The sequence below is a fragment of the Flavobacterium sp. genome, assembly GCF_024305175.1.
Classification (GTDB): Bacteria; Bacteroidota; Bacteroidia; order Flavobacteriales; family Flavobacteriaceae; genus Flavobacterium.
On record NZ_JAMWYY010000017.1, the window covers coordinates 22,979 to 45,741 of the forward strand.

Annotated in this window: 15 protein-coding genes; 4 read left to right on the plus strand and 11 right to left on the minus strand. The window is 40.9% G+C overall.

The window, feature by feature from the left end:
- Positions 1-39: 39 nt before the first annotated feature.
- The 6 genes from ruvA to Q0K96_RS06020 all read right to left on the minus strand — a co-directional run bounded on the left by ruvA (position 40) and on the right by Q0K96_RS06020 (position 6,863).
- Positions 40-621, minus strand: a complete 582-nt coding sequence (gene ruvA / locus Q0K96_RS05995; protein WP_297333099.1) for a Holliday junction branch migration protein RuvA — start codon at positions 619-621, stop codon at positions 40-42.
- A gap of 53 nt (positions 622-674) precedes the next feature.
- Positions 675-2,969 (minus strand): NADP-dependent malic enzyme, encoded by a 2,295-nt coding sequence (locus Q0K96_RS06000; protein ID WP_297333100.1) that lies wholly within the window; start codon positions 2,967-2,969, stop codon positions 675-677.
- Between the two features lie 64 nt (positions 2,970-3,033).
- Entirely contained in the window at positions 3,034-3,960 is a 927-nt protein-coding gene (gene queG, locus Q0K96_RS06005) for a tRNA epoxyqueuosine(34) reductase QueG (RefSeq protein WP_297333124.1), read from the minus strand.
- A gap of 54 nt (positions 3,961-4,014) precedes the next feature.
- On the minus strand, positions 4,015-4,371 hold the full coding sequence (locus Q0K96_RS06010; protein WP_297333101.1) for a four helix bundle protein: 357 nt from the start codon (positions 4,369-4,371) through the stop codon (positions 4,015-4,017).
- 35 nt (positions 4,372-4,406) lie between these two features.
- Complete coding sequence (gene ruvB, locus Q0K96_RS06015) at positions 4,407-5,432, minus strand: Holliday junction branch migration DNA helicase RuvB (RefSeq protein ID WP_297333102.1); 1,026 nt, start codon at positions 5,430-5,432, stop codon at positions 4,407-4,409.
- A 72-nt stretch (positions 5,433-5,504) separates the two neighbouring features.
- On the minus strand, positions 5,505-6,863 hold the full coding sequence (locus tag Q0K96_RS06020; RefSeq protein ID WP_297333103.1) for a Mur ligase family protein: 1,359 nt from the start codon (positions 6,861-6,863) through the stop codon (positions 5,505-5,507).
- A gap of 157 nt (positions 6,864-7,020) precedes the next feature.
- Here Q0K96_RS06020 and Q0K96_RS06025 point away from each other — a divergent pair, with 157 nt between their 5' ends.
- Positions 7,021-13,458, plus strand: a complete 6,438-nt coding sequence (locus Q0K96_RS06025; protein ID WP_297333104.1) for an MG2 domain-containing protein — start codon at positions 7,021-7,023, stop codon at positions 13,456-13,458.
- 80 nt (positions 13,459-13,538) lie between these two features.
- On the opposite strand, the gene Q0K96_RS06030 is transcribed toward Q0K96_RS06025, so the two are convergent.
- Entirely contained in the window at positions 13,539-15,683 is a 2,145-nt protein-coding gene (locus Q0K96_RS06030) for a S46 family peptidase (protein ID WP_297333105.1), read from the minus strand.
- 179 nt (positions 15,684-15,862) lie between these two features.
- Between Q0K96_RS06030 and Q0K96_RS06035 the strand changes: the two genes are divergently transcribed.
- Positions 15,863-16,615 carry a nucleotidyltransferase domain-containing protein gene (locus Q0K96_RS06035; protein ID WP_297333106.1) on the plus strand — a complete coding sequence of 251 codons (753 nt, stop codon included), beginning with the start codon at positions 15,863-15,865 and terminating at the stop codon, positions 16,613-16,615.
- Complete coding sequence (locus Q0K96_RS06040; RefSeq protein WP_297333107.1) at positions 16,612-17,667, plus strand: nucleotidyltransferase domain-containing protein; 1,056 nt, start codon at positions 16,612-16,614, stop codon at positions 17,665-17,667. The genes Q0K96_RS06035 and Q0K96_RS06040 overlap by 4 nt, the downstream gene beginning before the upstream one ends.
- A 27-nt stretch (positions 17,668-17,694) precedes the next feature.
- Here Q0K96_RS06040 and obgE read toward each other — a convergent pair whose 3' ends face one another.
- The 4 genes from obgE to hpt form a co-directional block, all read right to left on the minus strand.
- Positions 17,695-18,705, minus strand: a complete 1,011-nt coding sequence (obgE, locus tag Q0K96_RS06045) for a GTPase ObgE (protein ID WP_297333108.1) — start codon at positions 18,703-18,705, stop codon at positions 17,695-17,697.
- Between the two features lie 112 nt (positions 18,706-18,817).
- Positions 18,818-20,092, minus strand: coding sequence for a hemolysin family protein (locus tag Q0K96_RS06050; protein ID WP_297333109.1), 1,275 nt, complete (start codon positions 20,090-20,092; stop codon positions 18,818-18,820).
- Positions 20,093-20,104: 12 nt separating this feature from the next.
- A complete protein-coding gene (locus Q0K96_RS06055) occupies positions 20,105-20,680 on the minus strand; it encodes an adenylate kinase (RefSeq protein WP_297333110.1) in 576 nt (191 codons plus the stop codon).
- Positions 20,681-20,700: 20 nt separating this feature from the next.
- Positions 20,701-21,228 carry a hypoxanthine phosphoribosyltransferase gene (gene hpt / locus Q0K96_RS06060; RefSeq protein WP_297333111.1) on the minus strand — a complete coding sequence of 176 codons (528 nt, stop codon included), beginning with the start codon at positions 21,226-21,228 and terminating at the stop codon, positions 20,701-20,703.
- A gap of 185 nt (positions 21,229-21,413) precedes the next feature.
- On the opposite strand from hpt, the gene Q0K96_RS06065 reads away from it, so the two are divergent.
- On the plus strand, positions 21,414-22,688 hold the full coding sequence (locus Q0K96_RS06065; protein WP_297333112.1) for a sorbosone dehydrogenase family protein: 1,275 nt from the start codon (positions 21,414-21,416) through the stop codon (positions 22,686-22,688).
- Positions 22,689-22,763: the final 75 nt, after the last annotated feature.

Below are 22,763 nucleotides of genomic sequence, written 5' to 3' on the forward strand. Positions count from 1 at the left end.
GTTTAATAAAAAATTCGTTAGAGTAATCTGTTTTCAAGATTATAAATGTTTTAATGCTTGTTTTATAATAGTTTCAACAGTGGATTGCGGGTTCTCTTTAACAATTTTTTCTACGGCTTTTTCTGCCATTTTTTTGTTAAAGCCCAATACCTCCAAGGCAGATAACGCTTCATCTTTATTTGTATTGTAACCTGAAACAGAAACTTCTTCTAAATCGTATAGTTTTAACACTTTATCCTTTAAGTCGAGTATAACACGCTGCGCGGTTTTAGTCCCGATTCCCTTTATAGACTGTATAGTGGCAACATCTCCTGAGCCTATAGCCTGTATAACCTGTTTTGGCTCTAAAGACGACAGCATGGTGCGAGCTGTACCCGCCCCTACACCCGATACTGATATCAGCAGCTTGAAAAGCTCCCTTTCGGCTTTTTCCATAAAGCCGAAAAGCGTATGAGCATCCTCTTTAATCTGTAAATAGGTGTACAACCTCAGGCTTTCTGAGTCGGGAAGTAACGAATAAGTGTGCAGCGAAATATTAACCTGATAGCCTACCCCGTTGCAGTCTATCACCACTTCTGTTGGTGTTTTCTCTACCAGCCTACCCTGTAGATGTGCTATCATATCTGATTTTTAAACAATTCCCAAAAATAGTAAAATTCTTTAATCCTGAACCGTTATCTTGTTTTTGCTATTTTAAGGCGTTTTTCTTTCTCCTGTGCATCTACCACGGCCACGGCAGCCATGTTAACCATCTCTTCTACACTGGCGCCAAGCTGGAAAATATGCACCGGCTTATCCATACCCAGCATTATAGGGCCTATAGATACAACCTTGTTAAGTTCTTTAAGAAGTTTATATGTTATGTTAGCCGACTCCAGGTTAGGGAAAATAAGGGTATTTACCTTTTTACCCGCAAGTTTGGAGAACGGAAACTTATCCTTAAGCATATCGGGGTTCAGGGCAAAATCGGCCTGCACCTCACCATCTACAATAAGTTCAGGGTAATTTTTATGCAGGAATGCAACTGCTTCCCTAACTTTATTAGCGCTCCTGTCTGATGACGAGCCAAAGTTAGAGAAAGATACCATGGCAACAACAGGTTCCATACCAAACATACGCACTGTTCTTGCCGTCATTAAGGCAATTTTTGCAAGGTCATCGGCAGACGGGTCTGGGTTTATGGCGGTATCAGAAAGGAATATTGGCCCCCTCTTGGTCATCATCATGTTCGTGGTAGCAATGCGTGTAACGCCGGGCGCTTTGCCTATAAGCTGCATTATCGGCTTCACTACGGCAGGATAACTGCGGGAATAGCCTGTAACCATAGCATCGGCTTCGCCCTCGTTAACCATCATAGCGGCAAAATAGTTGCGCTCGCGCATCCACTTCTGGGCATCTAACTGGGTTAATCCCCTGCGCTGCCTTGCCTGCCAGTAGGCATCGGCATACCTGCTGCGGCGGATTTTCTCTTCATCCGTTTTAGGGTCTATAATGGTAACTTCATCTGTAAAATCTATCTCCTGCATCAGTTCCTCTATAATTTCCCTGCTGCCTAAAAGTATCGGTTTGCCTATGCCTTCTTCGTGCACTATCTGTGCCGCCTTCAGCACATCTAAATGATCAGCTTCAGCAAAAACAATACGTTTAGGGTCGGTCTTCGCACGGTTGGTAAGCAGGCGCACCATCTTGTTATCGTTACCCAAACGCTCAAGCAGTTCCTCTGTATATTTATCCCAATCGCTAATAGGGTGCATGGCTACACCGCTGTCCATTGCGGCTTTTGCCACTGCAGGCGCTACCACTGCTATGAGCCTCGGGTCAAAAGGTTTTGGTATAATGTAATCGCGTCCAAAGTTAAGCTTGGTTTCGCCATAAGCAATATTTACCTGCTCGGGCACGGGGGCTTTTGCCAGTTCGGCAAGCGCCCTTACAGCCGCCATCTTCATTTCTTCGTTAATTACCGTAGCCCTTACATCTAGCGCGCCACGAAAAATGTATGGAAAGCCCAATACATTATTAACCTGGTTAGGATGGTCGCTGCGGCCCGTTGCCATGATAATATCATCGCGGGTGGCTATGGCAAGGTTATAGTCTATCTCCGGAACCGGGTTAGCCATAGCAAAAACTATGGGGTTCGGGTTCATGGCAAGCAGCATTTCAGGGGTAAGTATATTACCTACAGAAAGCCCAAGAAAAACATCGGCGCCTTTTATGGCTTCGCCAAGTGTTACAGCCTCGCCTTCTTTAGCATATTTTTGTTGTATAGAGAGTAAATCGGTACGGCTTTTTACAAGCATACCGTCTTTATCAAACATGGTTATGTTTTCGGCCTTAACACCAAGCAGCAGGTATAGGTTGGCACAGGCAAGCGCAGCAGACCCTGCACCCGATACCACCACTTTTACATCTGCAATATTTTTCTCGGCAAGCTCTATGGCGTTTAGCAAAGCTGCCGACGATATTATTGCCGTACCGTGCTGATCGTCGTGCATTACCGGGATATTTAGCTCTTCTACCAGCCTGCGCTCAATCTCAAAAGACTCCGGCGCTTTTATATCCTCAAGGTTAATACCTCCAAATGTGGGGGCTATATTTTTTACCGTTTCTATAAACTTATCTACATCTTTGGTATCTACCTCAATATCAAAAACATCTATATCGGCAAATATTTTAAACAGCAAGCCTTTACCCTCCATTACGGGTTTAGAGGCTTCGGGGCCAATATCGCCCAGGCCTAAAACAGCCGTTCCGTTAGATATTACGGCAACCAGATTACCTTTGGCGGTATATTTATATACGTTATTTACATCTTTTGCAATTTCAAGGCAGGGCTCTGCAACACCCGGAGAGTAGGCAAGAGATAAATCTCTTTGGGTTGCATATTTTTTGGTTGGCACTACCTGTATTTTGCCGGGGTGGGGCTTGGCATGGTATAACAGGGCTTCGCGCCTTTTACTGTACTGATTCATTTTTCGGTTTTTTACACGATTTACAAAGGTAACCCTATGACTGAAATTTGGAAATTTTTAACGTTTATTCTTTAAGGAAGTTTATATTGCGTTTTAGCCCTTCAAATTTGGTGCGTTTTACGGCTGAGTTTTTAAACACTTTGCGGAAGGTATCTTCTGTAATTTCTTCCCAGTCTTTTTTGGTCATGGAAAGTAAATCAGGGTGCGGATTAAAAAGCGGTTCGCGGTGCGGTTTGCTGAAACGGTTCCACGGACATACATCCTGGCACACATCGCACCCGAAAGCCCAGTTGTCAAAACTACCCTTAAGCTCATTGGGCAGGTTGTCTTTTAACTCTATCGTAAAATAAGAAATGCATTTGCTGCCGTCAACAACATAAGGCTCTATTATGGCCTGCGTGGGACAGGCATCAAGACAGGCGGTGCAGCTTCCGCAATGGTCGGTTACCGGAGTATCATACTCCAGCTCTATATCTACTATCAGTTCGGCAATAAAAAAGAATGAGCCCACCTGCTTGCTGAGCAGGTTACTGTTTTTGCCAATCCAGCCCAGCCCGCTTTTTGCCGCCCATGCCTTATCTAAAACGGGAGCACTATCTACAAATGCCCTGCCTCCTACTTCTCCTATATGTTCCTGAATGGAATGCAGCAGTTCTTTCAGTTTTGATTTTATTACAAAATGGTAGTCCTGCCCGTAGGCATATTTAGATATTTTATAGGTATTGTCAACCTGGGTTTCTTCGGGGTAATAGTTAAGCAGTAATGATATAACGCTTTTAGCTCCGTCTACCAATAATGTCGGGTCAAGGCGTTTATCAAAGTGATTTTCCATATACTGCATCTGCCCGTGGCGGCCTTCGTTAAGCCATTTTTCGAGGCGCGGCGCTTCTTCTTCCAGAAATCCGGCTCTTGATATACCACATGACAAAAATCCGAGGCGTTTGGCTACGGATTTTATGAAGGAAGAATATTTTGATTTATGATTTATGATTTATGATTTATGATTTATGATTTATGATTTATGATTTATTATTACCAATAATTTCTAACCGGAAGAACTTTTTATAGTCTTTAATGAACTTACAAAAATAGCGGTTAGTTCATTGCCTTCATTCCAAACCTCCTGTACAGTCGCCTTATCAAGCCACTTCTTTTCTAAAATTATTTCAAGCCAAAATAAAGTTTCGTCAGCCTCTTCAGTCACAATGGTAAGCTTTGCTATAAATTCTTTATTACTTCTTGCACGGCATACAGCCCTGTAATTTGCACCTACAGATGTACCGCTTCTGATAAGTTGATTCGATATTATCCTTGTGGCAACTGTATTTGGCAACTTTTCTACCAAAGAAATTATTGCTAAAGAGTATTGCTTAGTACGATGTTTAAGTTGCTCTGAAGTCATTTCAATCTTAATTCTTCAATCTTAAATCATAAATTTTAATCAAATAATCCGCTTTGATTACCAAGCCTTACCCTGCCCAAATGCTTATAAGCTTTCTCGGTAACTTCACGCCCGCGTGGTGTACGTATAATGAAGCCTTCCTGAATGAGAAACGGCTCGTAAACCTCTTCTATTGTCTCACCGCTTTCTGATACCGCAGTGGCAAGTGTAGAAAGCCCAACGGGGCCTCCTTTAAACTTATCTATTATGGTGGTCAGTATTTTGTTATCCATCTCATCAAGCCCGTGTGCATCTACATGCAAAGCCTTTAACGAATACCGAGCTATCTCAATATCTATTTTACCATTGCCTTTTATCTGGGCAAAGTCACGCACACGGCGCAACAGTGCGTTGGCAATACGCGGTGTGCCTCGGCTGCGCCCTGCAATTTCTATAGCAGCCTCCATAGTAATAGGCATACTGAGTATTGCCGAACTGCGCTGCACAATGGTTGTAAGCAACTCTGTAGTATAGTATTGCAGTCGGCTCTGAATGCCGAAACGGGCCCGCATGGGAGCGGTTAATAAACCCGAACGCGTGGTGGCGCCAACCAGTGTAAACGGGCTAAGCCCTATCTGTACCGAGCGGGCATTAGGCCCCGATTCTATCATTATATCAATGCGAAAATCTTCCATAGCGGAATACAGGTATTCTTCCACTACGGGACTAAGGCGGTGTATCTCGTCTATAAAAAGGATATCACGTTCATCGAGATTTGTTAAAAGCCCTGCCAGGTCGCCCGGCTTATCGAGCACCGGGCCCGAGGTTATTTTTATACCCACACCCAGTTCCTGCGCCAGTATGTTTGCCAAAGTAGTTTTACCCAAACCCGGCGGGCCATGAAAAAGGGTATGATCGAGCGCTTCGCCACGCAGGTTTGCCGCCTGCACAAAAACCTTAAGGTTTTCCAGTACCTGGTCCTGCCCTGTAAAGTCGTCAAACGACAGGGGCCTGAGCTTTTTTTCAAGGTCAAGCTCATCAGCGTTATATTGTGAATTGGTAGGGTCTAAATTCGGATTCATAACACAAAGATAGCGGAAATGAGTTTAGAAACTCACTCCCGCTATTGTGCAAAAATTATATTTGGTTAGGTATTAAACCAGCTTTTTTACATCATCAAAATTAAGCCCGCCATAATTACCGGAACTCATCAACAGGAGTGCCATACCGTTATTATCCGGTTTCAGGTTAAAAAGGTAATCTTTAAATTCCGCCGGATTGGTATAAATGATAAGGTCTTCGCGGTTAAATGCTTTTGCTATCTGCTCATAAGTTACCTCTTCAAGCTGCTTTATTTTTACAGCATCGGGCGAATAAAATACAACCGCCACATCGGCATTATCCAATGCGCCTTCATATTGCTTTAAAAATTCGGCGTTAAGGCTGCTGTAAGTATGCAGCTCCAGGCAGGCAATAAGTGTGCGGCTTGGGTACTGCTCTTTTACCGCTTTTGTGGTTGCTGCCACCTTGCTTGGCGAATGGGCAAAATCTTTGTAGGCAACATTTTTGCTACTCTCAGCAATTTTTTCAAGGCGCTTGCTTGCCCCTTTAAAGGTAGCTATGGCTTCATAAAAATCGGCTTCATCAACACCCATGTTCTGGCATATCCATTTTGCCCCGGCAAGGTTATTCAGGTTGTGCGCACCAAATACTTCTATAGGCATTGGCCCTTCGGGTGTTCCAAGCAAAGTTGTACCGTTTTCAACAGAGTATTCAGGTGTGTGATACGGAATTTTACGTATAGGGTTGGCAGCGGTCTCTGCTACACGCTTTACTTCGGGGTCATTTTCGTTATAAACCAGTATACCGCCGTTGGTTATTTTACTGATAAAAATTTCAAATTGCTCCACATAATTCTCGTAGGTAGGAAATACATTGATATGATCCCACGCTATTCCGCTTATCAGGGCAATGTTGGGCTGATACAAATGAAACTTCGGCCTCCTGTCTGTGGGCGAACTAAGGTATTCATCACCCTCAAGCACTATAAAGTCGGCATCTTCTGTTAGTCGAACCATAGTATCAAAACCTTCAAGCTGTGCCCCTACCATATAATCCACCTCAAAATTATGATAATGCATAACGTGGAGTATCATACTGGTAATGGTTGTTTTGCCATGAGAGCCGCCAATAACCACACGGGTTTTGTCTTTAGACTGCTCATATAAAAACTCCGGGTATGAATATATTGTAAGCCCAAGTTCCTGCGCCTTAAGTAATTCTGGATTATCAGCTTTGGCGTGCATGCCGAGTATTATGGCATCAATATCGGCAGTTACTTTTTCAGGAAACCAGCCCATCTCTGCCGGCAAAAGCCCTTTGGCCTGGAGCCTGCTTTTGCTCGGCTCAAATATGGCATCATCACTGCCGGTAACGTTATATCCTTTTTCATGAAGTGCCAGTGCAAGGTTGTGCATGGCAGCGCCGCCTATGGCTATAAAGTGTGTACGCATCTAAATAAATATTTCCTGTTGTTTCCCAACCTTTTATTCTTTTATCTACTCTTATTATTGTAGTATAGAAGGGATATCAAAAATAATAAAATCGTACAGATGAACTACATTCATGTACATTTAAAAAAATACTATATTGTCAGAAAATAACCAACCAATGAAAATACTTTACTCTCTATTATTTTTTTTGTGTATAACGGCAAACGCACAAACTTACCAGGATTTGTGGAAAACAGTTATTAATTATGAGGCCGAAGCGAGGATAGCTCCTGCCAACGAAGAGGTAAAAAAAATATATGCCCTTGCCAAAAAAGATAATAATGAACCGCAGATAATAAAAACGCTTTTGTTCTTATCGCGTTATTCGCTTGTACTGGAAGAAGATGCCCCCAAGAAAATACTGATACGGCTACAGCAGGAGAAGGAGAGCCTGAGTGAACCGGGAAGAGCAATTGTAGAGAGTATGTATGCTGAAAATCTTGAAAATTTATTTTTAAACCTGCGTTATGGAATAGGAAACAGGATGACGCTGGATAATGCAACACTTGAAAATATCGGCGAGTGGAGCACAGATAATTTCAGAAAGGAAATTGCAGAATCTTTTAACCGAAGCATAGAAAACAAGATGGTGTTATACCATACTCCTCTTTTAAATTATAAAGATATTATGGAGCTGAACCCTGCTTATATTAATACAGGGCGTTCAGTTTATGACTATTTGGCCGAACGCAAACTGAACAGCAGCATTGAAACACCAAATACATCTGGAGATGCAACATATTTACTCTTTAAGGATTCTCCTGCTTTTTTAAAGTTTACATCTGAAAACAACGCTAAAAATAATTTATTACAAAAAATTGCACTGCTACAGGAAATTGAAAGCCTGTACATTAATGAAAAGGATAGTACCGCCTTACAGGGTGCTGTACTGAGGAGGCTTGCTTTTGCAGCAAAATTAACGTACGGCATGCATAATGACCTTTACCTTGAAACCATATTACAATACATAGATAAATGGGACAAAAAAAGCCCTTACACTTACCAGGCAATGCTGGTTGGTGCCACACTTTATAAATCGCTTGCCAACAAAACCAAAAACAGAGAGTATAACATTAAGGCTATAGCGTTGTGCGATGAGATAATTAGCAACAGAGATTACAACAATCTTTATAATACAGCCAGTGCTTTACAGCAAAATATTAAGCAGCCATGGGTAAGTATTGTTACAGAAGAACATCCGTTTACCGGGCGCCCAATGCTTGCAAAAGTAAATTTTGCTAACTTAACATCAATTACTGTAAAGATATACCGGGAATATTATGGAAAAGAAAATAAGGTAAAAGATTCAACAGGTCTATACATTACAAAGCCGGTTATAGAAAAGACTTACCAACTGCCCGAAGGGTATGGTTATTTTAATTATGAAACTGAAATTATATTACCACCACTTGAAAACGGCAAATACAGCATAGTTGCATTTCCCGAAAACCGGAAAGATACAATACCGGCAGGTTTATCAAATTCAATCCCCGGATATTCAGTACAGGTTTCTGATATAACAGTAGTAAATGAAGACCATAAATATATAATCTTAGATAAAAAAACCGGTAAACCCCTGAAAAAAGCTAAGATAATTAGTAACGGTAAAACAATTTATGCTGACAGAAACGGTTATGCAGAATTAAAATTAACAAAATCGGGAAATCATGAGAGTCTTGTAATTCACGGTACAGACACATTATATTTAAACCAGCATCATAATGTTTATACACGCTCCGAAAAAAAGGAAAAAATTGATTTTATTGATGCGACTTCTAAAGTTTATTTTGACAGGGCTATTTACCGCCCAGGGCAGACAGTATATTTTAAAGGTATTGTTACTCAAAACACGAATGATGTTGTTACCGTTGTTCCTGACATTCATGTAATTGTAACTATTCATGACGCCACCAGCAATGAGTTAAAAGAAATGCGTCTAAAAACGAATGAATTTGGTTCATTTAATGGAGAATTCGAAATTCCGAAGAATGTTATGACCGGTGATTTTTATTTAAGTGTTGAAGAAGACGATAAATATGAAGGGAAAGAACATCCTTTTTGGGACAGGGACGACTTATACTTTGATGATGAAGATTTCAGATTTAGGGTTGAGGAATATAAACGACCCACTTTTGAGGCAGCCATAGAACAATATACGGGTAATGCCACCATAAATGATACTATAACCCTTACCGGAAATGCCGTTTCTTTTAGTGGAGCACCCTTATCAGGTGCTAAAGTTACTTATATCGTAAAAAGACATACCAGGCTTACAACCGAATACCATTATTCTGAACCTACAGATATTGCTAAGGGTGAAATTACAACTGGTGGTATTGACGGTAAATTTAAAATTGAATTTAACGCCACTCCCGATGAAAATGCCGATGCGGCAAAACTCCCAATATTTAACTATAGTGTAACATGTACTGTTACTGATGTTACAGGTGAAGCTCATGTATGTGAAACGAACGTGTATGCAGGTTATCATGCAGTTCAGGTTTCGGCTAATATGCCTATTGAGGTTACTGCAGGAGACAAATCTGAAATTACGGTTAAAACCACTAACCTTAATAACAAGTTTGTCCCGGCAAAATGCAACATAACCATATACAGGCTTGCTGATGATAAAAATGTTGTTTATAAAGAAAGGCCATGGTCAGCACCGGAACTGCAAATTATTCCCGAGGCTGAATTCAGGAAAAACTTTCCTAATATCCCTTATAACTCTTATGAAGCAAAGCCTGTACGTGTAAGAGTCGAAAAAGTTTATGAAAAATCTTTTATCTCTGAAGAAGATCAAAAATTAGTTCCGTGGGACGCCACATTGAATACAGGAAAATATGAAATGGTGGTTACAGCTACAGATGAGAAAGGTAACACCCGCGAAACAACTACTGCTTTTACTTATAACAAAACTAAAGAAATAACAGGGGCACATATCCTAAAATATCAAGTGTTAAATACCGATTTTATAAAAGACGGCTATGTTGAGCTCGAACTTTATACTGCTGTTCCTTGCATGCACATTAATATTTTGGCCCAATATAAAAACGAAGGTGTTTATAATAAATGGAAAGAGCTAAAACCTGGCAGCACCACAGTAAAAGTACCGGTAAAAAAAGATTGGGACAGGGTAGATATTGGCCTTTATTACTTATGGGAAAATCAATTAGATAAAGAAGAATTTTTTAAAGAATTAGCGCTGCCAGAAGAAAGAATTGGTTTTGTAACCAAAGTAATTAATAATAAACTTACTCCCGGCAAATCAGAAACATGGTCTTTTACACTCACCAACTCGAACAGGCTGCCTGCTGAAGTCCTGGCGAGCATGTATGACAGTTCTTTAGACGAATTTGCTTCAGATTACTGGTGGAACTTAAAAGTAAATCAATTTTACAATTACTTTCCTTACAGAAGAATACTGACAAACAGCACCTATCAGACACCTTACTATGCTGCATACCCAACTGCACCGATAACATTACCACAACCGGATAAGCTTAATGAATTTAAATTTGATATTACAGATACAGATATCAGGCTTTACAGTGTAACACCCGAAAACACTACCACTATTGAAGGCGCATTTATTTTAAGCGGTACAGTTGCCGATGAATTAGGACCACTACCCGGTGCAAGTGTAATTATTGTAGGTACGCAGAGAAGTACACAAACGGATATAGAAGGTAACTATAGCATACAGGTAAAAGCAGGAGAAACTGTAGAGTTTTACTATGTAGCATATCAACCCCAAACTATGGTGGCGGGTTATTCATATACTTTAGATATAATACTGAAGCCCACTTACCTTGAAGCGGTTGTTAAAGATAGTTACAGAACTACAACACGAAAATCAGTATCTGCTGCAGCAGTCTCTGTATTTGGTGTTGAGGACAGGGCAAATGCCAACATTCTGCAAAGCCTTCAGGGCCAGGTCGCCGGACTTAATATCGCATCAGGTTCAGGGCAGCCCGGCGAAGATGTTACTATAATCCTGCGCGGTGTTGGCTCAATGAATGGTAACCCAGAACCTTTATTTATAGTAGATGGCATACCCGTTGATGAAGATGGTTTCATGAGCATTAAGCAAAATGATATTGTTAGTTACAGTATTCTTAGTGATGCTGCCGCTACATCAATTTATGGTAACCAGGGTGCTAATGGGGTAATAGTTATTACCACACGGCAGGGCATGATGAGTGAAATGGAACAGCTTACTAAAGTAGCTACCCGTAAAAACCTTAAGGAAACCGCCTTTTTCTACCCGGATATAAAAACGGACAAGGAAGGTAATTTCAGTTTTTCTTTTACATCACCCGAGGCACTTACTACATGGAACCTAAGGCTGCTGGCACATAATAAAGAAGCACAGTCAGGTGTATATAGCTATATGGCCTTTACACAAAAAGATCTCATGATATCGCCAAATATGCCGCGTTTTTTCAGGGAGGGTGATAAAATTATTATTAAAGCAAAAATTGCGAACACCACAAATGAAGCCAAAACCGGAAAAGCAATGCTTAAGCTTTTTGATGCCGAAACCATGAAACCGCTCGAAGGGATTTTTGAAGGCAGCATAATAGTTCCCTTTACATTACAGGCAAAAGAAAGCGCAGCTGTAAGCTGGACAGTTAATATACCATTGGGCATACAGGGAGTTCAGTATAAGATTGTAGCAAGTGCGGGCAGCTTTTCTGATGGCGAAGAAAACATAATACCGGTATTAAGCAACCGCATGCTGGTTACAGAATCTGTACCTGTATGGGTTAAACCCAACTCCGAAAAAAGTTTTACACTAACAAATCTGCAAGATGCTGAATCGTCAACACGCATTAACCATAACTTAGTGCTCGAGTATACATCCAACCCCGCGTGGATGGCTTTAAAATCGTTACCCTATCTCATGACATTCGAGCACGATTGTTCTGAGCAATTATTCTCTAAAATCTATGCCAATGCGGTAGCAGGCCATATCTTAAATAGTAATCCTAAAATTGCTGATGTTTTAAAAGAGTGGCGAAAAAATGGCACTAAGCTATCAAAGTTTGAACAAAACGAAGAACTTAAATCGGTCATCATGGCTGAATCGCCGTGGATGCTCGATATAAAGGATGAAGCTGAACAAAAAAACAGGCTCGCGTTATTTTTTGACCTTGATAAGATGGCTGCCGATAAAGCAATTAATCTGGCTAAATTAAAAGAACGCCAGGAAAGTTCTGGCGGTTTCGCCTGGTTTTCCGGTGGTAAAGAAGATGACTTTATAACCCGTCATATAATTGCCGGAATAGGCCGCCTGAAAATGATAGGTGCTATAGAACAAAAGGAGGAAACAACAACTACTATTACAAAGAAAGGTATAGCTTTTATAACCAAGTCTTTTATTGATAATTACTTAATTCAAACTCAAAATAAAAAAAAGAAATATGAACCTGGATCATCTGATATAAGAAGAGTACTTCATTATCTATATGCACGCAGTTACCATTTAGATAATTGTCCTATTGAACTGGAAAGCCTTAATGCTACAAATGAATATATACAAATAATAAAGAAGGACTGGGTAAATTATTCTTTATACGAAAAAGCAATGGCGGCTTTGGTACTGCACCGTTATGGGGATGCAGAAACGCCACGAAAGATTATTAAAAGCCTTAAAGATACTGCAGCTTTAAATAATGAAAATGGTATGTACTGGATAAACAACAAATCCGGATGGTATTGGTATAACTCAAAAGTAGAAACACAGGCATTACTGATTGAGGCTTTTACAGAAATTGAAAATGATACCGCATCTGTCGATGCAATGAAAGTATGGTTGTTAAAGCAAAAGCAGGGAAAGAACTGGAGCACTACAAAGAGTACTACAGAGGCTGCTTATGCACTTTTAATGAGTGGAAGCAACTGGCTCGCAGTGAATGATAATACGAATATTAAATTAGGAACAGCTAATATTAGCGATAAATTAAAAGATGTAGGCCCGGAAGCCGGCAGCGGTTACATAAAGCTTAACTGGGGCCGAGATGAAATAAAGCATGATATGGCTACTGCTGTAATCAGCAATAACAGCAGTGTGCCGGGCTATGGCGGCTTATACTGGCAATATTTTGAAGATATTGATAAAATTAAACCTGCACAGCTTGGGCTATTAAATATTAAGCGTGAAATTTACAGTAAGCAAGATAACAGTTATACAAAACTAACAGAAGGTAAACCCTTAAAATTAGGCAGCGTTGTTACCATAAAACTTACAGTTACAGCAAATGAAGATTTAGAATATGTACACCTTAAAGATGTAAGGGCATCTGCTTTTGAACCGCTTGATGTACTGTCAGGATATCATTATACAGATGGCATAGGTTACTATCGCAGTACACGCGACGCTGCTACCCATTTTTTCTTTAGCAGGCTTAACAAAGGCACCTATGTGTTGCAGTATGATGTACGCGTAAATAACGCAGGAAAATTCAGCAGTGGCATCAGTACTATACAGAGTATGTATGCCCCTGAGTTTTCAGGGCATAGTGAAGGAACTACCATCAGAGCTGTTGAATAGACGCATACATTTTATTCACATATTACATAATAAAAACACCCCTGCAATGCAGAGGTGTTTAGTTATCAATAAGACAGATATTATCTTACTATAGTCATTTCGTCAACAATGTGCTTGGCATTAGAGAACCTGTCTATTACCCAAAGTACATAACGGATATCTACGTTAATTGTCCTTTGCAGGTCTTTGTCAAATATAACATCTCCGGCCATAGCTTCTATGTTACCGTCAAAAGCAAGGCCTATAAGCTCTCCTTTACCGTTAAGTACGGGCGAACCTGAGTTACCACCGGTAATATCATTATCGGTAAGGAAGTTAACAGGCATATAACCTGCTTTATCGGCATACTGACCGAAGTCTTTTTTCTCATAAAGCTCAAGTAGCCTTTTTGGCAGGTCAAACTCCTCATCGTTTGGCTTATACTTGGCTACCTCGCCCTGCATGGTCGTGTAGTAGTTTACTTTGGCATCATTTCTTTTATCAGCCGGAAGCGACCTTACTTTACCATATGTTAAGCGCAGTGTGCTGTTAGCATCAGGGTAGTATTTGGCGTTAGGGTTAGCTTCCCTCATGCCCTGAACAAGCAGACGGAATGCTTTGCTGTACTGGACATCAAGTTCTGTCTGCTCATCTGTTTTAGCCCTGTACTGGGTAATAATAGCATTAGACAGCTTATAGAGCGGGTCGTTATTTAAAGCCTCCATGTCAGGATTTTGCATCCATGCCATTAGTTTTTCTTTAGTGGCAAATATACTGTTATCAAACGCTTTGTTAACAATAGCAGTATAATCATAATTGGCCGGTTTGCCAAGCTCATCTATATAAGGAGCTATAGGGTAACCCACAGATTTTGTTGCATATAGCTTAAGCTGTGCGGCAAGCACATCTTTTTCAAGCGGAAGATAAAGCGTTTTATAGCTTTCGTTTATACCTTCTTGAAGCTCCGGCATCATTGCGGCACGGCCATTTTGATTAGAATTGGCATAAGCCTCTAAACCACGGCCCAGGCTGTATGGCAATACGGCAAACGTGCTGGTACGCAATAACCCTATAAGGTAGTTATCGTGGCGTACCTTTTCGTTTGTTTTGCTGTAGTAGTTGTTAAGGGTGGCAATAACATCGCCATATTTGGCTTTGTTCTCTTTCTTGTTAGCCCACTTGTTAAACTTCTCTTCGTCTTTAGCCTTGGTAGCAGCCGTTTTATGCTTGGTAAGCGCATCAATCATACCCTGGCGGTTTTTCCAGTAGTTGGCAACCTGTGCATACTGAGATGCATAGTTAAGGCGTACCTGGTCGCTCTTGTCCATATGCACTTTCATTTTATCCATGCCCAGTTTAGAAGCTTCTACCCATGCAGGGTAAGCATACTTAACGTTTTGCTCTATACCGCCCGATGGCATCCAGCGGTTGGTACGGCCCGGGTAACCTAATATCATGGCAAAATCATTTTCCTGAACTCCTTTAAGGCTTACCGGAAGGTGGTGCTTAGGCTTAAGCGGAACGTTATTTGCAGAATATTCAGCAGGGTTACCGTCTTTATCAGCGTAGATACGGAACATAGAAAAGTCGCCCGTATGGCGTGGCCATTCCCAGTTGTCTGTATCGCCACCAAACTTACCAATGCTCTCCGGAGGTGTACCTACAAGGCGGACATCTGTATAATCCTGATATACGAAGTAGTAGTACTCATTACCCTGGAAGAATGAACGTACCGAAACAGTATATTTACCGCCCTCGTTATTTTCCTGCTCTATCTTTGCAATTTCCTGGTTGATAGCTTTTTCCCTTTCAGCCTCAGTCATTTGGTCGTTAACCTTGCTCAGTATCCTTTTAGATACGTCATCCATACGCACAAAAAAGCGTACGTAGAGGTCTTTAGGCTTCAGTTCGTCTTTGCGGGTAGCAGCCCAAAACCCGTTTTTAAGGTAATTGGCCTCAGGCGAAGACAATTCTGCAATGGCATCATATCCGCAGTGGTGGTTGGTTAAAACAAGCCCCTCTTTAGAGATAACCTCGGCAGTACAGCCACCGTTAAACTGCACAATGGCATCTTTAAGGCTGTGGTTATTTATGCTGTAAATCTCCTCTGCCGTAAGCTGAAGGCCCATTTTCTGCATATCCCTGTGGTTTAAACGTTCAATGAACATTAAAAACCACATTCCTTCGTCTGCCCTTACAGGCAACACCATGATGAACATGGTAACGAACAAAATCAGTTTTTTCATTAAATTGAAAATATTTAGGTTAATAGTTTTACGATGATGAGTACACAATCATTAAAAATTGTTACAGTAGCTTTATCATCTTTTTATTATAATGCTGCGAAGATAATTTATTTTGAGAATTCTTTAAAATTATAGAAGCATAACATCATTTGTATAAATTTGCTTTAAAATAAATCTTTATGAAAGAGACTATTCTGAAAAAATTATCTGAAATAGAAGAGAAACATAACATTACAATTCTCCATGCTGTCGAATCTGGAAGCAGGGCGTGGGGATTTGCCAGTCCGGATAGTGATTATGACATAAGGTTTATTTATAAAAGACCTTATGTAGAATACCTAACCTTATGGGATAAGCCTGATACTATTGAATTTATTACAGAAGATGACCTTGATGGGGCCGGTTGGGATCTTAATAAAACTTTGCAACTACTGGCTAAATCTAACGGAGCACTGCTGGAGTGGCTTTTTCCACCTGTTACTTACTTATTTGACAACAGATTTCTATCGCAGATTCAAACCCTTGCCAAAGAAAACTTTTCTCCTATCACCACACTTTACCACTACTTAGGCACCTGTAAAAATTTTATGGATGTATGTGAAGCGGATAATGTAAAACTGAAAAGCTATTTTTATGCTATGAGATCGGCATTAGCCGGAAAATGGATAGTAGATAAACAAACAATCCCTCCCGTATCATTTAATGAGCTATTAATTCTCGCACCGGAAGAAGTTCAGGATATGGCAAAAAAACTAATGGCTATAAAAGCTGTTAATGATGAGAAATACCTGCACCCGAGAGAAGAAATTATTACGAACTTTTTAAAGGAAACTATAAATTATAATCAGACAAATGCATCACAACTTTCTTCTGGCAGAAAAGACAACAAAAAGCTTGAGGATTTTTTTAGAAATGAGATACAATATAAATGACAATAAAAGATTTAAAAAACCAAAACCTAATTCTTTTTGAAGTAATTGCAGGAAGCAGGTCGTTTGGATTGGACACTGCAACATCAGACACAGACATAAAAGGAGTTTTTTATCTGCCTAAAGAAAAGTTTTTTGGATTAGAATACATTCCACAGATAAATAATGAGACAAATGATGTGGTTTACTATGAATTGGGCAGGTTCATAGAGTTACTTACTAAAAACAATCCTAATATTATTGAGCTGCTTGCTTCTCCGGAAAGCTGTATTATTTACAGTCATCCAATTATGAGTAAAATTAAACTTGAATTCTTTTTATCTAAGCTATGTAAAGAAACTTTTGCGGGTTATGCAGCCACGCAAATAAAAAAAGCAACAGGATTAAAAAAGAAGATACTCAATCCGCTCCCGAAAAAGCGAAAAGATCTTTTAGACTTTTGTTATATAGTGTCAGGGTATAAAAGTTTGCCTTTAAAAAAATGGTTGAAACATCAGGAAATAACACAAGAGCAGTGTGGCATAATTAATATTCCTCATTTAAAGGATGTCTATGCTATTTTTATTGATAAATGTAATGACTTTAATTACAGAGGCCTAATCAAGTCTGATGACTCCAATCAATTGTCTTTGTCATCAGTGCCTAAGGAAGCTAGGGAAGCTGGCTATTTGTACTGTAATAAAGATGCTTATTCTGCCTATTGTAAAGATTATAGAGAATATTGGGATTGGATTGCAAAGCGTAATGATGACCGGTATAACACCAATAATTTACATGGAAAAAACTACGATTCAAAAAATATGATGCACACGATAAGGCTATTGCAATCAGCTAAAGAAATACTTACAAATGGTTCATTAAATATTAGGGTGAGTAACCGCGAAGAACTTCTAAAAATAAAATCGGGAGCAATAGAGTATGATGATTTGATGGCTAAAGCAAGTCATCTCATTCAGGAAATCGAGGCTGCAGCGGATATATCAACATTACCTGCAAAACCCGACTTAAAAAAGGCGGAGGCACTACTTGTAAGATTAAGAGAAGAACTATATTAAACAAAAGCGCCCTTTAAAGGGCGCTTTTTATTCTTTCTCGACATTAAGCATCTGCCATAACTTATCTTTAAGCTCTGTAAGCCCCTGTTGCGCCACAGAAGATATAAAGAGGTAAGGCACACCTTTTAGTTCTTCGTCAAGCTGGGCTTTCATTTCGGCTTTAAGCTCCTCATCAAGCATATCACTTTTAGATATGGCAACCAGTCTGTCTTTATCCAGCATTTCGGGGTTATAGCGCCTCAGCTCATCCAGCAATATGTTATATTCTTTTTTAATATCTTCTGCATCAGCAGGAACGAGGAATAGTAACGTAGAGTTACGCTCTATGTGACGAAGGAAGTAATGACCAAGCCCCTTGCCTTCAGCAGCGCCCTCTATAATACCGGGTATATCGGCAATAACAAACGATTTAAAATCTCTGTAAGCCACAATACCTAAATTGGGTTTTAACGTAGTAAACGGATAATCGGCAATTTTAGGCTTTGCAGAGGTAAGCACACTAAGCAATGTGCTTTTGCCGGCGTTGGGGAAGCCCACAAGCCCCACATCTGCCAGTACTTTAAGCTCCAGGATAATATCTAGCTCTTCTCCTGCCAAACCCGGCTGTGCATAACGCGGTGTCTGGTTGGTACTGCTGCGGAAGTGCCAGTTACCCAAGCCGCCCTTACCTCCTTTGGCAAGTATCTTTTGCTCTCCGTCGTCAGTAATTTCAAACAGCACCTCGTTGGTTTCCTTATCGCGAACAACAGTACCCAATGGCACCTCTATGTACTGATCTTCACCATCGGCACCTGTACTGCGCGAGCTGCCGCCATCTCCGCCGTGCCCGGCTTTTATATGGCGGGCAAATTTAAGATGATACAGCGTCCAGAGGTTTTTGTTACCTATTATAAATACGTGGCCGCCACGGCCGCCATCGCCACCGTCGGGGCCTCCTTTTTCAATAAATTTTTCCCTGTGCAGGTGTGTAGATCCCTTCCCTCCTTTACCTGAGGCTACATATATCTTTACATAATCTACAAAATTCCCTTCTGTCATTTTATTTTTTTGTTTCAGGTTCCAGGTTTATTACCTGCAACCCCATCCTTATTAACTATTTTATTAACCTGAATAAGCAGGTATTATCTGTTCGCTATTGCCTCTTACCTGTTTACTCTTTAATAGACCTTACCAGTACCTTATCAATCTTAACTCCGTCCATTTTTATTACCTCAAGCTCATAAAGATTCCACGCCAGCTTTTCACCCTCTTTGGGTATATATGAAAGCTCTGTCATTATAAGTCCGCTAACGGTGGTAACATCATAATCGCCTGTCAGTTCGTCAAGGTCAAAATAGGTAAGAAAATCATGCAGCGGATAATGCCCGTCAACCGTCCATGTACCGTCAGGGTTAGCCAGGAGCTGGAACTCATCATGGTAAAAATCGGATGCATCTCCTACAAGTGCCTCTAAAATATCATTCAGCGTAATTATACCTTGAAAAACGCCGTACTCATCAGTAACAAAGGCATAATGCACTTTTGTTTTCTTGAATATTTCCAGTGCTTTGTAAGCCGATGTATGCTCTATAAGGTAAACCGGCTCTTTGGTAATGGCCCTGAGGTTAAAGCCCGGCTTTTCGTAATTCGCGAAAATGTCTTTTAACTGTACCACACCCACAACATCATCAAGATTGTCTTCGCAAACAGGATAAACCGAATGCAGCTCTTCGAGCATTATATCGCGTATTTCGTTCTTATCTGACTGGAAAGTAATATAAGAAACCGATTTGCGGTGTGTCATTAAAGAGTTAACCTTCCTGTCGCCGATATGAAACACACGCTCCATAATATCGTGCTCAATTTCCTGTACCTCCCCGCCTTCGGTACCTTCTTTAATAATTGCCTTAATTTCTTCTTCTGTTACTTTACCGTCTGCCGTAGGGCGTATGTTAAACAGCTTCATCAGCATATCGGTAGAAGAAGTAAGCAGCCATATAAAAGGCGCGGTTATGATGCTGACAACCTTCATTGGCACAGAAACGAGTTTTGCTATAGATTCCGGATAGGTAAGCCCCACCCTTTTGGGCAGCAATTCGCCCAGCACCAGCGAAAAAAATGTCAGGATAATAACCACAACGGCAACTGCAATGCGCTCGGCATAAGGCCTGAGCGACTCATACTGCATGAAAAACACCTCTACATCATCTGTAACCTTGTCGCCACTGTAAATACCGGTAAGAATACCAATAAGCGTAATACCTATTTGTACCGTACTTAGAAATTTATTAGGTGAATTGGCAAGATCCAAAGCAGTTTGTGCACTAGTATTGCCTTTTTTTGCTGAATTTTCCAAACGGCTCTTACGCGCAGATATCAGCGCAATCTCACTCATAGAGAAAACACCGTTAAGCAGTATCAGCAATAGAATTATTACTATTTCCAATTAGGTGTGGTTTTAGTTAATCTTTTCGATTACAAGGCTAAGCCTTTCTGTAATCTCGGCTATAGAGCCTATACCGTTAACCGCATAAAACTTATGCTGGTTTTGGTAATAATCCATCAATGGGGCTGTTTTCTCGTTATATTCCACATAGCGGTTGCGTATCAGGTTTTCATCCTGGTCGTCTTTGCGTCCGCTGGTTTTGCCCCTCTCCAGCAGGCGTTGCACAAGCACCTCATCATCAGCCTCGAGCGCTATGGTAGCATTTACCTTCCAGCCTTTGGTTTCTAAAAACTTGTCAAGGGCTTCCGCCTGTGCTATGGTACGCGGAAATCCGTCAAACAAAAACCCGTTGGTATCAGGATGCTTTTCTACCTCATCCTGTAGCATTTTTATAGTCAGTTCATCCGGCACAAGGTCACCCCTGTCCATATATTCTTTGGCTTCTTTGCCAAGCGCCGTTTCGTTTTTAAGGTTGTAACGAAACACATCGCCGGTAGAAATATGGGTAAGGTTATAACGCGTTTTTAAAAATTCTGCCTGGGTACCTTTTCCTGCTCCCGGCTTGCCGAATAATACGATGTTAGTCATTGTTGTTTTATTGTTGTTAGTTATTGCAATTGGTAAACTTCGGGCAGGTTTCGGCCAAGCCCGTCATAGTCGAGCCCGTAGCCTACTATAAACTTGTTGGGTATTTCTATGCCCACATAATCCAGTTTAATGTCTTTCTTATAAGCTTCAGGCTTAAAGAAAAGCGTAGCTATTTTAAGCGACTTTACATTAACAGCTTCAAACATTTTTTTCAGCTCTACCACAGTGTTTCCGGTATCTACTATATCTTCTATAATAACCACGGTGCGGCCTGCAAGGCTTTCATTAACACCTATCAATTTCTTAACCTGCCCGGTGGTAGCAGTACCCTCATAAGATGCCATCTTTACAAAACTTATTTCACATGGCTTTGTGTAATGTTTGGCGAAATCTGACACTACCATAAAGGCACCGTTAAGAACCCCTACAAAAACGGGCACTTCATCGCCCATATCTGTTTCTGCCTGTTTTGCCATGCGGGCAATGGCAACATCAATCTCGCCTGCTGTAATAAAAGGCACAAAGTGCTTATCGTGTAGCTGTATCAATTAAATTCAATGTTAGTAATAATCTGCAAATATACTAATTACGCCACAGGTACCCGAAAACCAATGTTTATTTTGCAAAATTTTACAGATGTTAAAATATAATTAATATTCAGCAGGTTACACACCGGTTTTTATGATATTGCTTAATTTAGATAGCCTTAAATCACATTTAATAAAAGTATCTGATGAAGAATAAAGCTACATTATTAACGCTCATCGGGTTAATATCGTTAAGCTCCTGCAACGGGCAGGTAAGCAAAAAAGAAAAAGAACAGGCACGTGCCCAGGGCAGTACCACTGTGCAAACAGCCGTTGGCGAGCTTACACTCCCCGCGCCCTATGCTACAGAATCGGTTACCAAACGCAGTGGCATGACCGACTGGCCCGACGGGCAGGGGCCAAAAGTACCAGCAGGGTTTACCGTAACCAAATTTGCAACGGATTTAGAAAATCCGCGCAACACTTATATAGGGCCTAACGGAGATATTTTTGTAGCGGAATCTAACACCCACAGCAGCGCCGACAGGATTACTGTTTTCAGGGATAAGGATAAAGACGGTACTTATGAAACACGTAACGTTTTCCTGGAGAACCTGAACCAGCCTTACGGTATGCTGATACTGAAAGACTATTTTTATGTTGCAAACACCGATGGGCTATACCGCTACCCCTACAAAAAGGATGCGCTTAAAATAGATACCGAAGGTAAAAAAATTGTAAGCCTTCCGGCAGGCGGATACAACCACCACTGGACACGAAACCTGATTGCCAGTGCCGATGGCTCTAAAATATATATCTCCGTAGGTTCTGCCAGCAATGTGGGGGAATATGGTATGGATGAAGAAATAAGGCGTGCCAATATTCTTGAAATTAACCCTGACGGCAGTGGCGAAAGGGTATATGCAAGCGGCTTGCGTAACCCTGTGGGAATGGACTGGAATCCTGCTAATAATGAATTATGGTCGGCGGTTAATGAGCGTGACGAGCTTGGCGACGAGCTGGTGCCCGATTATATAACAAGCGTTAAGGAAGGCGGTTTTTACGGATGGCCCTACTCTTACTTCGGGCAGATAGAAGACCCGAGGATGAAAGGTAAAAAGCCGGAACTGGTTAAAAAAGCCATAGTGCCAGATGTACCTGTTGGAAGCCATACGGCATCACTCGGCATAGCCTTTTATGACAAAGATGCATTCCCGGCAAGGTATAAAAACGGTGCATTTGTAGGGCAGCATGGTTCGTGGAACAGGTCGAACCTTGTGGGGTATAAAGTACTGTTTGTACCATTTGAGAACGGAAAGCCATCAGGCAAGCCCGAAGATTTCCTAACCGGGTTTATTGCCGACAGGAAAAAAGCACAGGTTTACGGCCGCCCTGTAGCCGTAACAGTTATGAACGATGGTTCGCTGCTGGTTAACGACGATGCCGGAAATACCATCTGGAAAATAACGGCAGATAAATAAAACTATTATTTCTAAATAAATTGGGCTGTCTCGAAAACTGTCATTCTGGACGGAATGTAATGGAGTGAAGAATCT

Bases quoted from the DNA above. Each gene is read 5' to 3' on its own strand.
- ruvA (WP_297333099.1), bottom strand. From the start codon at position 621: ATGATAGCACATCTACAGGGTAGGCTGGTAGAGAAAACACCAACAGAA.
- Q0K96_RS06000 (WP_297333100.1), bottom strand. From the start codon at position 2,969: ATGAATCAGTACAGTAAAAGGCGCGAAGCCCTGTTATACCATGCCAAG.
- Q0K96_RS06010 (WP_297333101.1), bottom strand. From the start codon at position 4,371: ATGACTTCAGAGCAACTTAAACATCGTACTAAGCAATACTCTTTAGCA.
- ruvB (WP_297333102.1), bottom strand. From the start codon at position 5,432: ATGAATCCGAATTTAGACCCTACCAATTCACAATATAACGCTGATGAG.
- Q0K96_RS06020 (WP_297333103.1), bottom strand. From the start codon at position 6,863: ATGCGTACACACTTTATAGCCATAGGCGGCGCTGCCATGCACAACCTT.
- Q0K96_RS06025 (WP_297333104.1), top strand. From the start codon at position 7,021: ATGAAAATACTTTACTCTCTATTATTTTTTTTGTGTATAACGGCAAAC.
- Q0K96_RS06030 (WP_297333105.1), bottom strand. From the start codon at position 15,683: ATGAAAAAACTGATTTTGTTCGTTACCATGTTCATCATGGTGTTGCCT.
- Q0K96_RS06035 (WP_297333106.1), top strand. From the start codon at position 15,863: ATGAAAGAGACTATTCTGAAAAAATTATCTGAAATAGAAGAGAAACAT.
- Q0K96_RS06040 (WP_297333107.1), top strand. From the start codon at position 16,612: ATGACAATAAAAGATTTAAAAAACCAAAACCTAATTCTTTTTGAAGTA.
- obgE (WP_297333108.1), bottom strand. From the start codon at position 18,705: ATGACAGAAGGGAATTTTGTAGATTATGTAAAGATATATGTAGCCTCA.
- Q0K96_RS06055 (WP_297333110.1), bottom strand. From the start codon at position 20,680: ATGACTAACATCGTATTATTCGGCAAGCCGGGAGCAGGAAAAGGTACC.
- Q0K96_RS06065 (WP_297333112.1), top strand. From the start codon at position 21,414: ATGAAGAATAAAGCTACATTATTAACGCTCATCGGGTTAATATCGTTA.